Source organism: Herbaspirillum sp. 1130, assembly GCF_017833835.1.
GTDB classification, from domain to species: Bacteria; Pseudomonadota; Gammaproteobacteria; order Burkholderiales; family Burkholderiaceae_D; genus Herbaspirillum; species Herbaspirillum huttiense.
The window spans coordinates 533,399-546,535 of the sequence record NZ_JAFICQ010000005.1 but is presented as its reverse complement, the minus strand read 5'-3'; the positions used below and the strand labels follow the sequence as shown (position 1 = coordinate 546,535).

11 protein-coding genes are annotated in these 13,137 nt (G+C 61.4%); 8 read left to right on the top strand and 3 right to left on the bottom strand.

Annotation, left to right across the window (positions count from 1 at the left end):
* Nucleotides 1-67: 67 nt before the first annotated feature.
* The gene (locus JOD78_RS23965; RefSeq protein WP_134137016.1) at nt 68-1,054 is read left to right on the top strand and encodes a D-2-hydroxyacid dehydrogenase family protein; all 987 of its coding nucleotides are present in this window, start codon (nt 68-70) and stop codon (nt 1,052-1,054) included.
* Here the strand turns inward: JOD78_RS23965 and JOD78_RS23960 are convergent.
* Nucleotides 1,032-1,796 (bottom strand): L-asparaginase, encoded by a 765-nt coding sequence (locus JOD78_RS23960; protein WP_134137018.1) that lies wholly within the window; start codon nt 1,794-1,796, stop codon nt 1,032-1,034. The two genes, JOD78_RS23965 and JOD78_RS23960, sit on opposite strands and share 23 nt — an antisense overlap.
* 206 nt (nt 1,797-2,002) lie before the next feature.
* Between JOD78_RS23960 and JOD78_RS23955 the strand changes: the two genes are divergently transcribed.
* A complete protein-coding gene (locus tag JOD78_RS23955) occupies nt 2,003-2,488 on the top strand; it encodes an asparaginase domain-containing protein (RefSeq protein ID WP_034330389.1) in 486 nt (161 codons plus the stop codon).
* A 25-nt stretch (nt 2,489-2,513) separates the two neighbouring features.
* Here the strand turns inward: JOD78_RS23955 and JOD78_RS23950 are convergent, their stop codons facing one another.
* Nucleotides 2,514-3,416 carry a LysR family transcriptional regulator gene (locus JOD78_RS23950; protein WP_121040667.1) on the bottom strand — a complete coding sequence of 301 codons (903 nt, stop codon included), beginning with the start codon at nt 3,414-3,416 and terminating at the stop codon, nt 2,514-2,516.
* Between the two features lie 161 nt (nt 3,417-3,577).
* Between JOD78_RS23950 and JOD78_RS23945 the strand changes: the two genes are divergently transcribed.
* Nucleotides 3,578-4,627: a YeiH family protein gene (locus JOD78_RS23945; RefSeq protein ID WP_121040669.1), complete on the top strand. Its 1,050-nt coding sequence runs from the start codon at nt 3,578-3,580 to the stop codon at nt 4,625-4,627.
* 107 nt (nt 4,628-4,734) lie between these two features.
* On the opposite strand, the gene JOD78_RS23940 is transcribed toward JOD78_RS23945, so the two are convergent.
* Entirely contained in the window at nt 4,735-5,205 is a 471-nt protein-coding gene (locus JOD78_RS23940) for an SRPBCC family protein (protein WP_034330381.1), read from the bottom strand.
* A 126-nt stretch (nt 5,206-5,331) separates the two neighbouring features.
* Between JOD78_RS23940 and JOD78_RS23935 the strand changes: the two genes are divergently transcribed.
* The 5 genes from JOD78_RS23935 (at nt 5,332) to JOD78_RS23920 (ending at nt 13,116) form a co-directional block, all read left to right on the top strand.
* Nucleotides 5,332-7,404: a UvrD-helicase domain-containing protein gene (locus tag JOD78_RS23935; RefSeq protein WP_209569882.1), complete on the top strand. Its 2,073-nt coding sequence runs from the start codon at nt 5,332-5,334 to the stop codon at nt 7,402-7,404.
* 343 nt (nt 7,405-7,747) lie between these two features.
* Nucleotides 7,748-8,896 carry a phage late control D family protein gene (locus tag JOD78_RS28115; protein ID WP_245202258.1) on the top strand — a complete coding sequence of 383 codons (1,149 nt, stop codon included), beginning with the start codon at nt 7,748-7,750 and terminating at the stop codon, nt 8,894-8,896.
* Nucleotides 8,778-10,391 carry a type VI secretion system tip protein TssI/VgrG gene (gene tssI, locus JOD78_RS28110; RefSeq protein WP_348534282.1) on the top strand — a complete coding sequence of 538 codons (1,614 nt, stop codon included), beginning with the start codon at nt 8,778-8,780 and terminating at the stop codon, nt 10,389-10,391. Before JOD78_RS28115 ends, tssI begins: the two co-directional genes overlap by 119 nt.
* A gap of 11 nt (nt 10,392-10,402) precedes the next feature.
* Complete coding sequence (locus JOD78_RS23925) at nt 10,403-12,004, top strand: hypothetical protein (RefSeq protein WP_121040675.1); 1,602 nt, start codon at nt 10,403-10,405, stop codon at nt 12,002-12,004.
* Nucleotides 12,001-13,116 carry a T6SS immunity protein Tli4 family protein gene (locus JOD78_RS23920; RefSeq protein WP_209569884.1) on the top strand — a complete coding sequence of 372 codons (1,116 nt, stop codon included), beginning with the start codon at nt 12,001-12,003 and terminating at the stop codon, nt 13,114-13,116. The genes JOD78_RS23925 and JOD78_RS23920 overlap by 4 nt, the downstream gene beginning before the upstream one ends.
* Nucleotides 13,117-13,137: the final 21 nt, after the last annotated feature.

The window sequence follows — 13,137 nt, the reverse complement described above, 5'->3', positions numbered from 1 at the left end:
GATGGACGCCCACGCCGGCCGCGCAGGTGGCCGGACACAGCCCCTCAAGAGTGCCAGGAGACTTCCCATGAAAATCGCCATCCTCGACGACTACCAGGATGCCGTGCGCCACCTCGACTGCTTTCGCCTGCTCGACGGCCACGACGTCAAGGTCTTCACCAACACCGTGCGCGGCACCGGCCAGCTGGCCGCGCGGCTGGCGCCCTTCGACGCCGTGGTGCTGATCCGCGAACGCACCGCCCTCACCCAGCCCCTGCTGGAAAAACTCCCCCTGCTGAAACTGATTTCCCAGACCGGCAAGGTCAGCGGGCATGTCGACGTGGCCGCCGCCACCGCGCGCGGCATTGCCATCGTCGAAGGCGTGGGCGACCCGACCGCACCGGCCGAGCTGACCTGGGCCCTCATCATGGCTGCCATGCGCCGCGTGCCGCAATACTGCAGCGCCCTGCGCGCGGGGGCCTGGCAGCAGGTCTCGCCCACGCCGCATCACAACCTGATCGGCACCGCCCTGAAGGGGCGCACCCTGGGCATCTGGGGCTACGGCAAGATCGGCAAGCTGGTAGCCGGTTATGGCCGCGCCTTCGGCATGCAGGTGGTGGTGTGGGGACGCGAGGCCAGCCGCGAGCAAGCCGTCAAGGATGGTCTGCAAGCTGCCGCCAGCAAGGAAGATTTCTTCACCCAGGCCGACGTACTGACCCTGCACCTGCGCTTGAACGACGCCACGCGCGGCATCGTCAAGGCCAGCGACCTGGCCCGCATGAAGCCGACTGCCTGCTTCGTCAACACCAGCCGCGCCGAACTGGTCGAGGCCGATGCGCTGGAAGCGGCCCTGCACGCCGGCCGTCCCGGACTGGCTGCGCTGGACGTCTACGAGCGCGAGCCGCTGCCGGTGGATTCACCGCTGCTGAAGATGGATAACGTGGTGGCCGCCCCGCACCTGGGTTACGTGGAAAAAGACGGATATGAACTTTACTTCCGCGCGGCCTTCCAGAACATCGTCGACTACGCCGCCGGATCGCCCAAGAACGTGCTCAATCCTGAGGCTCTGGGGTGATGCGGTGAATGGTTCTGACCGGCGGGTCATAGGTGAGCTGGGGCACGGCCCCGGCGCGCTTCCACAGGTGCCGCCAACCCGGCGGCCAAGGTAGCGGCGGGCCGGCGTATTCGGGGACGTTGCGCCGGATCGGGATCACCGGCAGGTGTTCCGGGATGCTGCCGTTGCTGTGCCAGCCGAGGCTGAAGGCGTAATCCGGCAACAGCGTGGCGCAGACCAGCTCGAACCAGCTGGCGTGGGCTTCGTCTTCGCCCAGCGCCTGGGCCAGTCCCTGCGGGTCGAACTGGGCCAGCAGGCGCGCCAGTTCCTCGGGAGACGAAGAAGGTCCGTCGCCCCAGCCCATCACCGGATTGAAGTTGTAATCGGCGCCCGAGCCATACCAGCCCTCGCGCCAGGGCCGCTCGATCCAGTTGCGCGGGCCGCTGAAGAGATGCCAGCGCCAGTGCAGCCCGGACGGCTTGGGCCAGCTGTAGAGGTAGAGCCGCTGGTAGCCGGCACGATGCAGCTCGCGCACCATGGCCATCAGGCGCGCATGAGGCATGCGGTCCGGCGGAGCGCGGCGAAACAAAATGGGCGTGCCATCGGCGTGCTGCACTTCGTCCGACGACAGGTTCAGGTCCAGGGTGCGCACCTCGCTGCCGAAGCGCGCAGAAATCCAGCCCGTCATCAGGTTGACGAGCACGATCACGCCATAGCCGCGATGGCGGTGGAAGATGACGGTGCCGGGTGCCAGAGGTTTCATATGCGGTCCATTATAAATGTCCTTGGAAAATCGCTCCGGCCCCGCCCGTCTCGACACGAAAATGAAGCTTCCTGCGTGTAAGATAGCGCCTGCCAGCAGCCATAGCGCGGCTATCCGGGGGGAAGCGGCTGGCACGCGGCGTCCGGGACCGCATCTTGCTTATCCCGCGATGTGAACATTTTGACCAGTTGGAAGATAGGAAACCCATGAGCCTGCGCATCATCGCCACCGGTGGCACCTTCGACAAGCATTACGACGAAATCGCGGGCCAGCTTGGCTTTGGCGAGAGCCACCTGCCGGACGTCATCGCCCGCGCCCGCATCACCACCGAAGTCTCCCTGGAAACCCTGCGCCTGCTCGATTCGCTGGAGATGCAGGACGGCGACCGCCAGCGCGTGCTGGAAGCCTGCCAGGCCTCGGCGCAGCAGGCCATCGTCATCATCCACGGCACCGACACCATGCAGCAGACCGCCCAGGTGCTCGGCCAGGCGCTCACCGACAAGACCGTGGTGCTGACCGGCGCCATGATCCCCTACGAGATCGCCAATTCCGACGCCTTCTTCAACTTCGGCTTTGCCTGCGGCGTAGCCCAGGTCCTGCCGCCGGGGGTGTATGTGGCCATGAACGGCCGCATCTTCGCTTGGAACAAGGTGGCCAAGAACCGCAGCGCGGGCGTTTTCGAGCCGATCTGATTCCGGCCTTTGGCAGGCCCCGTCTTCAGTGCGGTGCCTGCCGCTGCGCCCAGTCGCGGCAGAACGACAGCAGCGCCGCGAGGCTGGGCGAAGGCGCGCGGTGGCGGCTGACCACCATGTAGAAATGCCGGCGCAAGGTCGGCAGGGGCGTGTCCAGTTCGACCAGCTTCCTCGATTCGATCAAATCTTCCACCACCGAACGTGACAGGCAGCTGATGCCCAGGCCTTCGGCGGTGGCGCGCTTGATGGCTTCCGAATTGCCGAACTCGAAGGACGACGGCAAATAGTGCAGGTAGGGAATGAGCGCATGCTCGACCGCCTCGCGCGTGCCGGACCCGGCCTCGCGCAGCAGCCAGTCGGCTTCGCGCAGCATCTTCAGGGTGATCTTGCGGCGCGCGCGGACGATGGGGTGTTTGGGCGCGGCCACCACGATCAGTTCATCGGTCATCCACGGCTCCACCTGCACATCATCGGCATGGCAGGGCCCTTCGATGAGCCCCGCATCCACTTCGAAGTTGACTACTGCCTCCACGATATCGGCGGTATTGGCCACCAGCGCGCGCACTCGCGCTCCTGCATGACTGCGCCGATAAGCGGCGATCATGGCCGGCAACAGATAGCTGCCGATGGTGGTGGAAGCCCCCAGGTGCAGGTCGCTGCCGGCGGCCGGATCGCTGAACTGGCGCTCGATGGTCTGGGCCGCATCGAGCATGTGGCGCGCCTGCGGCAGCAGCTGTCGGCCGCTGTCATTCAGCACCAGCCGCTTGCCGACACGGTCGAACAACTGCACGCCCAGCAGGCTCTCCAGTTCGTTCAATGCAGCGCTGGCCGCCGACTGCGACAGCGACACCAGCCCGGCCGCCGCCGTGGTCGAACCCGACTGGGCCACGGCCAGAAAAATCTGCAATTGCCGCAGCGTGATCCTCATCGATCCTCCTTTATGCATTTCCGACATGGGGGTGCGCAGAAAACGTCACCGTCCATCTACCTGTTAAACAGGTAGATATTAGCAAAATAACGCGTTTTTCTTTTATAAGCCCGGCGCGTAAAGTGCACTCCATCGACAGCACACCCTTCGTGGAGAGCCCCATGCGTACCGCCATCCAGACCTCCTCCCTGCCGCCGGCCGCCGCCGGACTGGCGCTTTCAGGCGCCGTCGCCTGGGCAGCCATGAGCCTGGGCAATATCGGCTGGCTGCAGAATCACGGCTTCTCGGCCCTGACCGTGGCCATCGTGCTGGGCATCCTGATCGGCAACACCGTCTATCCGCGTCTCGGTGCGTACTGCGGCGAGGGCGTGCGCTTCTCCAAGCAGACGCTGCTGCGTGCGGGCATCATTCTCTACGGATTCCGCCTGACCTTCCAGGACATCGCCCACGTCGGCGTGGCCGGTGTGGTGATCGATGCGGCGATGCTGCTCTCCACCTTCGGCCTGGCCTGGCTGGTCGGTACCAAGTTGCTGAAGCTGGATCGCGATGCCGCGCTGCTGATCGGTGCCGGCAGCTCGATCTGCGGTGCGGCTGCCGTGATGGCCACCGAGCCGGTGCTGCGCGCCCGCAGCGAGCAGGTCACCGTGGCGGTCTCGACCGTGGTCATCTTCGGGTCGCTGGCGATCTTCCTCTATCCGCTGCTCTATACGCTGCAGGCCGAACCCGTGTGGGGCCTGCGCCTGCCGGACTTCGGCGTCTACATCGGTTCCACCGTCCATGAAGTGGCGCAGGTGCTGGCCGCTGCACGCTCCATCGATCAGCACACGGCCGACGTCGCGGTGATCACCAAGATGGTCCGCGTGATGATGCTGGCGCCCTTCCTGCTGATGCTGTCGATGAAGGCGGCGCCGTCCGTCACCGGACACCAGCACCAGCAACGCAAGCTGTCGATTCCCTGGTTCGCCTTTGCCTTCATCGGTGTGGTGGTGTTCAACTCCTTCTTCCCGCTGCCGGCCGCGGTCAACCAGCTGGTGCTGCAAGCCGATACGCTGATGCTGGCCATGGCCATGGCGGCCCTGGGCTTGTCCACCCATCTCTCGGCGCTGCGTAGTGCAGGCATCAAGCCCATGATCCTCGGTGCGGTGCTGTTTGCCTGGCTGGTGATTGGCGGTGCCCTGGTCAATGGCGCATTGGGACGCTTGCTGGCCTGAGGCCCACTCCACCTCATCAAGCAAAAAGGCGCGCTCCGCAGGGAGCGCGCCTTCTTGTTTTGTTGCATCAGGAAAACTGACTCAACGGGAAACTTGATTCAGTTTCTTCAATGCAGCTCACCACGCTGGGTCAGTTCGCGGATGATGCGCACCGTATCGATATCGGCTTCCTGATAAGCCGAGCGGCGGAAGTTGTCATAGAAAGCTTCTTCGCCGGTGACATCCTCGGGCTTGCCGTCGTCATACTCGAAGCGCACGAAGAGCACATCGGCCTGAGGCTCCTCGATGGTCATGCTCATGCGCGAGGCCGGGATCTCGCCCTGCGAGGGCACTTCATAGAGCACCTGGATCTGCGGCAGGTAAGTGACCTTGTCGATGATGACCAGCTCGCCATAGCGCAACTCACGGCGCACGCTGTCGAGGCTTTTTTCGGAGAGGCGGCAGTCGTCCAGATGCGGCATGAACAGGCGCGGCGACTCCGCACGCAGGACCAGGCCGCGCCAGAGTTGCTCGCGGGTCAGGGAATCGATCAGCGGATTGAGCGGATCGTTGATCTGGATGAGATGGTTGAATTTCATGGTTGCTCTCGTGTTGTTGTTGCCGCCGGCAATGCGGGCATTGTCCCACAGGCGCAGCCGGGCCGGTCGGGCGGGCTGCTACAATGGCGCCTCGTTTCTTCTCCTGCCCACGCCGATCGCCTCCGTATGTCCGCACCCTCCTTCGGCCTGAACAAGCCGCAAAGCGAAGCCGTCCACTACATGGCCGGGCCCTGCCTGGTGCTGGCCGGTGCCGGTTCGGGCAAGACCCGCGTGATCACGCAGAAGATCGCGCACCTGATCGAGAACTGCGGTTACGAATCGCGCAACATCGCCGCGCTCACCTTCACCAACAAGGCCGCGCTGGAAATGCAGGAGCGCATCGCCAAGCTGCTCAAGGATCCCAAGCAGGCCAAGCACCTCACGGTCTCGACCTTCCATTCGCTGGGCGTGAAGATCCTGCGGCAGGAGTCCAAGCATCTGGGGCTGAAGGACCGCTTTTCAATCATGGACAGCGACGATTGTTTTTCCCTCGTGCAAGAACTGGCGGTCACTACCGACAAGGCCATCATCCGCGGCATCCAGAATTCCATTTCCTTGTGGAAGAACGGCCTGGTCGATCCCGAGCTGGCCGAAAAGAATGCCCGCACCGAAGACGAAGCCCAGGCCGCGCGCATCTACCGCAGCTATGTGGCTACGCTGAAGGCGTACCAGGCGGTCGATTTCGATGACCTGATCCGCCTGCCGGTGGAACTGTTCCGCAGCAACGAGGAAGTGCGCGACCGCTGGCAGCGCAAGCTGCGCTACCTGTTGATCGACGAATACCAGGACACCAACACCTGCCAGTACGAACTGGTCAAGCTGCTGGTGACCGGCGTGGGCAAGAAGCCGATGTTTACCGCCGTGGGCGACGACGACCAGGCCATCTATGCCTGGCGCGGCGCGACCATCGAGAACCTGAAACTGCTGGGCGTGGATTTTCCCAACCTGCACCTCATCAAGCTGGAGCAGAACTATCGTTCCAGCACGCGCATCCTGCAGGCGGCCAATGCGGTCATTTCCAACAATCCCAAGCTGTTCGACAAGACCTTGTGGTCCGAGCACGGGCTGGGCGATCCGATCACGGTCATGGCGATGGATGATGAAGAAGCCGAAGCCGACCAGATCGCCATCACGCTCTCGGCGCACCGCTTCGAGCGGCGCGCCAAGTTTGCCGATTACGCCATCCTGTATCGCGGCAACCACCAGGCGCGCATCCTGGAAAAATCCTTGCGGCGCGAACGCATCCCCTACGTGATGTCGGGCGGGCAGAGTTACTTCGACCGTGCCGAGATCAAGGACATCATTGCCTACCTGCGCCTGATCGCCAATCAGGACGATGACCCGGCCTTCATCCGCGCGGTCACCACGCCGCGCCGTGGCGTGGGCCAGGCGACATTGGAGGTGCTGGGCACGCTGGCCGGGCAGTGGCAGTGTTCGCTGTTCGAGGCGGTCTACAAGGGCGGCCTGGAAGACAAGCTGACCGACCGCCAGCTGCTGCCGCTGCGCAAGTTCTGCGACTTCATCAATGCGCTGGAATCGCGCGCCACGCGGCCGGGTCCGTCCGGCAGCGGCGAAGAGGCGGGCAAGGTGCTGGACGACATGATGGAGGCGATCAACTACGAGTTCTACCTCTACGACAGCTTCGAGGAGCGCGCGGCGCTGGCACGCTGGCAGAACGTGGTGGACTTCATCAACTGGTTGAAGGAGCGCGCCTGTGGCGGCCGCGATGGCGAGGGTGAACAGAAGAACCTGCTGGAGATCACGCAGATGGTGGCGCTCATGAGCATGCTCGAAGGGCGCGACGAAGAGCAGGATGCGGTGCGCATGTCGACCTTGCATGCGTCCAAGGGACTGGAGTTTCCGCACGTGTTCCTGGTGGGGGTGGAGGAAGGCATCCTGCCGCACAAGGGCGACCCCGACACCCCGCCCGAGGCCGCCGCTGCGCGCGTGGAAGAGGAGCGCCGCCTGATGTACGTGGGCATCACGCGCGCGCAACGTTCCCTGCACCTGTCCTGGTGCAAGCGCCGCAAGCGCGCCAAGGAAGTGATCGAATGCCAGATCTCGCGCTTCGTCAAGGAGATGCGCCTGGATGAAGGCGAGGCGGTGCCGCAGGAGAGCGAGAAGATCACGCCGCAGGCGCGGCTGGCGAATTTGAAGGCGTTGTTGCAGAAGCCGCGCAATACGCCGGAACAAAGTTAGCACCTGCCTTTTCAGGGACTGGCAAGGCAGGTTTCCTCAACCCGCTGCATCCATCCGTTTGACCGTCATCGCTTCACAACGAGTGGACTGCCGATCAAAATTGCCAAAATAATTTGGCGGAAAAATAGAATTTCTTCCATTGAGAAAGTGCCTCGCGCAACGGAGACTGTCGCCTTCGTCGCCCGAGGCCCCGGCTGTACCGAGGAGTCCATGGGCATTGGCCGCATCCGGGACATCCTCCTTCAAACCGGGCAGGCGCGCTTCGCAAGAAGTCCTGCGTTTTTTCCTGTTTGTTCACTGGCATGGTCCCGGCTGCGCGAATTCTCTCCGGAAGCCGCATCGCATGCCCTCACCCTCGCCGAATGATTCACCACGCTCCCAAGCGCGCATCACGCAGCATCGCCGGCTGCTCCAGCTGGACTCGACACTCGGGCCGGACGTCCTCTTGCCACAACGGCTCATCGCCACCGAGCGACTCAATGACGGCTACGAAGTCACCCTCGATCTGCTGAGCACGCACACCGGCATCGCGCTGGAGCAGTTGATTGCTCAGCCAGTCACGCTGTGGATCCGGCAGCATGACGGCGATACCCTGCCCTGGCATGGCTACGTGCATACCGCAAAACGCCTGGGCAGTGACGGCGAGATCGATTTCTGCCAGCTCACGTTTTCTCCCTGGCTGCATTTCCTGCGCTTTCGCAAGGACGCCCGTATCTGGCAGGACAAGCGGACCGAGGACATCCTCGCTGACGTCTTCAACAACCATCCGCAAGCACGCGGCCATTACCGTTTTGTCCTTGAACGAACTTACGTCCCGCGATCCTATTGCACGCAGTACGAAACCGACTGGCATTTCGTCCAGCGCCTGATGGAAGAGGAAGGCTGGTTCGCCCATCACGAGCAGCGGGAAGATGGCAGCGGTCACGTTTTGGTCATCACCGACAACACCTGGAACCTGCCCGGCCCGCCCCAGCAAGGCATCGCCTTCCACGGTGCTGGCCCCCGCGACGAGCTCGACAAGATCCTGCATTGGAGCGCCAGCCGCACGCTTTCCTCCAAGACATGGCGGGGCCGCAGCGACGACTACAAAGCGCCTCGCATGCAAAAGGAGGCCGAAGAACAGGTGATGCCCGAATACGGCCACCTGCCCGCGCAGCTGGAGATGTATGAGTACACCGGCGCGTACAGTTTCAGGCTGCAGGAACAGGGCAATCGCCAGGCCGACCTGCAGGTGGAACAGTGGGAGTCTTCCATGCAGCGCTACGCTGCCGTCTCGGGCGTGCGCAATCTGGCTTGCGGGCTGGTTCAGGCTGGAAGACCATCCCCGGCATCGGACAGAGCCGGACGGGGAACGCCAGTTCGTCATCCTGGCCATCGACTGGTTCATCGAGAACAATCTTCCCCTGTCGCATCAGGCGCTGGATTTTCCGGGCAGCCTGAGCACTGCGCTGGCGGCCTTCAAGGAGTATATCCGGCGCGAGCGGCAAGTTGACGAAACGGACAACGAACACACCGGCCATTGCTTCAACCGCTTTGAGGTACAGCGCCGCAAGCTGCCGTTTCGTGCTGCGCGTACTCATGCCAGGCCGGTCATGCTGCCGCAGACGGCCATCGTCGTGGGGCCGGCCAGCGAAGAGGTCTATACCGATCATCTCGATCGCATCAAGGTCCAGTTCCGCTGGGACCGGATCAATCCCGGCAGCGAGGCGGCGTCATGCTGGGTGCGGGTGAGCTATCCCAATGCCGGCCAGTCCTGGGGTGCCATCCAGGTGCCGCGCATCGGACAGGAAGTCATTGTTTCCTTCCTCAACGGCGACCCGGACCGGCCGGTCGTGACCGGGCGCTTGTTCAATGGGGAGCAACGCCCGCAGTGGCATACCAACGGTAGGCTCTCGGGCATGAAGTCCAAGGAATTCGGCGGCACCGGCTTCAACCAGATGGTGATGGACGACACCCCTGAGCAGAACCGGATTCATCTCTACAGCACCCATACCCATGCGCAATTGAATCTCGGCTACATGGTCAGCCAGACGGGCAACGAACGTGGCGGCTTCTTCGGCAGCGGCTTCGCCCTCAGCACCGATGCCTACGGTGCCATCGTCACGCACAAGGGCTTGTACATCAGCACCTATGGACGGCCAGGCGCACAGGGAACACAACTCGATGCCAGCGAGGCTAGCGGCCAGCTGAAGGCCGGTGCATCCCTCAGCCGGACCCTGTCGGAGACGGCAGCGAAAGCTGGTGCGGAACCTTTGGCGGGACATGAGTCATTGCGCGACTTCGCCGATGCCACGCAGGCGGATTACGAGGATCCGTCGCAAGCGCAGGCCAATCGCTTCAAGCAAGCCATTCTGCTGGCGGCCTCCCCGGATGGCATTGGCCTGACCACGCCCAAAGGCGTGCACACGCATGCTGGTGCCGAAATCACGCTCTCATCAGGAACGGATACCAGCATCGCCGCCGGAAAGAGCCTGCTGGCCAGCGTGGCCGAGAAGATCAGCCTGTTCGCCTTCAAGGCCGGGATCAAGCTGTTCTCCGCCAAGGGCAAGGTGGAGGTGCAGGCGCAGAGCGATGATTTGGACCTGATTGCAGAGAAGGTGGCGCGGTTGCTGTCCGCAAGCGGACGGGTGGAGATTCGTGCCAAAGAGGAAGTGCTCATTACGGCAGGGGGTTCCTTCATCCGGCTCAACGCATCGGGAATCACGCAAGGGACGTCAGGAGCCTGGGAAGCCAAGGCGGGCACCCATGCCATGCAGGGGCCTTCCACCTTGGCCTACGAGATGAACAAGTCGTCGGCAGCACTGCCATTCGACGAAGAGTTCGTCCTGAGGTGGCCGTATGACCAATCACCTGTCAAGAACCGGCGCTTTGAAATCGTCCGGGGCGACGGCACCAAAGTCCGCGGCACGACCGACGCGCAAGGCAAGACCGTCCTGCAGAAGAGTCTGTTCGTCGAGAACACCTCCCTGCGCATCCTTCCAGAATAACGCCCCCCATCATGAGCAAAAACAATAGCGAACGGGTACTGACGCCCACCTTCGACAAGAAGGGCAATCCTGAATGGAAGTCGACACTAAGCCGTCCTGACGACTCCTATGCGGTCTGCCACATGATTCCAGATCGCATCATCCCGGTGATTTTTGTGCCGGGGGTGATGGGCAGTAATCTGAAGGGAATCGGAAATGCGCAGGGTGTTCGTTGGCGGTTGGACAGCGAACACACCATGTTGAGTTGGTTAGGCAGAGGAGCGGTGAAACGGAAGCAATATCTCACGCCGGAGACGATGACTGTCGACAACGAAGGCGAAAGACCCGGCGGAACCGCCCAGTCTGACGAAGAACTGAAACGGCGCGGCTGGGGGGAAGTCGGGGCGATGAGCTATGGTGGTTTTCTGGTCTGGCTTGAGAACGCGTTGAATGATTTCGCCGATGCCAATGGCGGCCTTCGTGATTTGCTGACCAACAAGACTTTAGGATCCATGAAAAGCGATGAAGCTTTGCTGAAGGCACAGGTAGCCCTGAGCTACCGTTATCGATTCCCCGTGCATGCCTTTGGCTATAACTGGCTGGACAGCAATGACGCGTCCGCCGAGCAATTGAAGCTGCGGATCAACAGCGTGATTGCGCGCTACCGGCAGCAGAAGAAGCGCTGCGAAAAAGTGATTCTGGTGACGCACTCCATGGGCGGCCTGGTGGCACGCCATTGCTCGGAAGTACTGGGAATGTCGGACAAGATCCTCGGCATCGTCCATGGCGTCATGCCCGCCATCGGGGCAGCCGCTGTCTATCGGCGCTTCAAGTCGGGAACGGAAGGTGGATGGCTGGCGGCCAAAGTACTGGGAGAAGATGCAGCAGAAATGACTGCTGTGTTGTCCAGTGCACCTGGCCCCTTGCAGCTTCTGCCAACGCCGGAATATGGAAATGACTGGCTCAAGATTGATGATGGGAGCACCGTCGTCAGTCTGCCGCGCAATAACGACCCGTACAACGAGATCTACACCGTCCGTGGGCGATGGTGGAGCATGTGCGAGGATTATCTGATCACTCCGCGCGCACCTAGGACTCCAGTAAGGGAGCAACGAGAAATTGATGCCGACTGGGCTAGCTTTTCGGACATCATCAATGACAAGGTCAAAAAATTTCACCAGAAAATCAAAGGGAATTACCACCCTAACACTTACGCGTTTTTCGGCAGTGATAGCCAGTTTAAAGCTTATGGAACGGTAGTTTGGCGAACGACATTCAAGTCCATCAGACGTCCACCTCTCCCACGACAGGAGAAAGACGTATTCAATGCAAAACCTCACTTCTACGGTGAATTGGGAGAAACAAGGACCGCACTCTATTCCGGAAAGAGCCCAGGACAGATCCTACCTAATGAAATGTTCCGAATCAGCGAGCCCGACGAAGAGGGTGACGGAACAGTGCCCTATCGCTCAGGCATCGCGCCCAAAGAACATCCCGGCATCAAATCAATGCTTCGGGTTTCAGTTGGCCATGAGCCGGCCTATAAAGATTCAGCCATGGCGAGAGAATTCACTCTCCGCTCCATCGTTCAGATCGTCCAGGCGATCAAGGGCACATCTCTGGATTACGAATGAAAAAATTCATGCGGAATAAATATCTGGGTTCCTTTGGCGTGCTGCTCGCATTGATCGTGTTTACGTTTTTTTCATGCCAATCCGGAATCCCGAAACTCAATGCGAAGGAAACACAGAAGATGAATGCCATTACGGAGAAAATGATTCCAAGATGTTTTGGACGCTATCTGATTGATTTGCCAGAAAGCTTCGTCCTCAACACCGAAGGAGGGCAGAAAATCGATGGGGTGACCATCGATATCAGAGCTCGCTCAGAGGCAGAATTCAACCAAGGGCTGGACGCAAGGAGACGCGTGCTCGAGTCACAGACACTTTTGCTCGAACCAAAGATTACAACGCTCAAGGAAATTCTCCCTCTCCCAAATGGACGTGGCGTGATTTTTGATCGTGCCGAAAATCAGTTCAGCAATTTGTTCCGCACTCTTGAGCTCATGGATTGGCGTGATGGCTATCAAATCAAGATGGAAATTGATGCGAGAGACAGACGCTACTCGGAGGAGAAATATCCCGAAGGAACAGTATTAAACACCACCCCCGAAAAACTGGCCGCCCTGCTCAAGGTCTACCATCGCACCCGCCCCCGTGGCGACGAAATCCCCTCGGGCCAGGGCACCTGCATCCTCAACGGCTTTGTCACGGGCCCCGCTTCAAGCAATGAAAGTCTGCGCTTCTTCTATCATCTGAAGGACGTCGACGATGTGTATTTCACGTTAGCGACCTTATCCGGTCTGCGCGACACCGACACTCTGCTGGACCGGATGAAATTTCTTGCACCCATCTGGAAGACGGACGGCGGCCGCCTCATCAGGAGCAGCAGGCTTTATCACCACCTGCCCGGACAGGAGGTGCTGTATATGGCCCCGGATGAACACACCAAGATTCCGACCCTCCAGTTCCTCTACGAGGACACGCGGCGAGAAGAAGGGGTGAGCAATCCGATGATCGAGGTGGAAATGGCCGTAGGCAAACGCAAACCCGAACCTGAGCCCGAGGACCCCGATGAGGCCCCCTATCCGCCACCCATTCTCGCCCCCAGCCTGAGCGACGCCGAAGCTGTCTACCTCTGGGACAAGGTCATCGCGACGTTGCGTACCCGGCCTGGTGCATTCTGATCCTGCAGTCCGTGTCGGAGG

Excerpts from the sequence above, each read along its gene's own strand:
- JOD78_RS23965 (WP_134137016.1), top strand. The coding sequence starts at position 68 with ATGAAAATCGCCATCCTCGACGACTACCAGGATGCCGTGCGCCACCTC.
- JOD78_RS23960 (WP_134137018.1), bottom strand. The coding sequence starts at position 1,796 with ATGAAACCTCTGGCACCCGGCACCGTCATCTTCCACCGCCATCGCGGC.
- JOD78_RS23955 (WP_034330389.1), top strand. The coding sequence starts at position 2,003 with ATGAGCCTGCGCATCATCGCCACCGGTGGCACCTTCGACAAGCATTAC.
- JOD78_RS23950 (WP_121040667.1), bottom strand. The coding sequence starts at position 3,416 with ATGAGGATCACGCTGCGGCAATTGCAGATTTTTCTGGCCGTGGCCCAG.
- JOD78_RS23945 (WP_121040669.1), top strand. The coding sequence starts at position 3,578 with ATGCGTACCGCCATCCAGACCTCCTCCCTGCCGCCGGCCGCCGCCGGA.
- JOD78_RS23940 (WP_034330381.1), bottom strand. The coding sequence starts at position 5,205 with ATGAAATTCAACCATCTCATCCAGATCAACGATCCGCTCAATCCGCTG.
- JOD78_RS23935 (WP_209569882.1), top strand. The coding sequence starts at position 5,332 with ATGTCCGCACCCTCCTTCGGCCTGAACAAGCCGCAAAGCGAAGCCGTC.
- JOD78_RS28115 (WP_245202258.1), top strand. The coding sequence starts at position 7,748 with ATGCCCTCACCCTCGCCGAATGATTCACCACGCTCCCAAGCGCGCATC.
- JOD78_RS23925 (WP_121040675.1), top strand. The coding sequence starts at position 10,403 with ATGAGCAAAAACAATAGCGAACGGGTACTGACGCCCACCTTCGACAAG.
- JOD78_RS23920 (WP_209569884.1), top strand. The coding sequence starts at position 12,001 with ATGAAAAAATTCATGCGGAATAAATATCTGGGTTCCTTTGGCGTGCTG.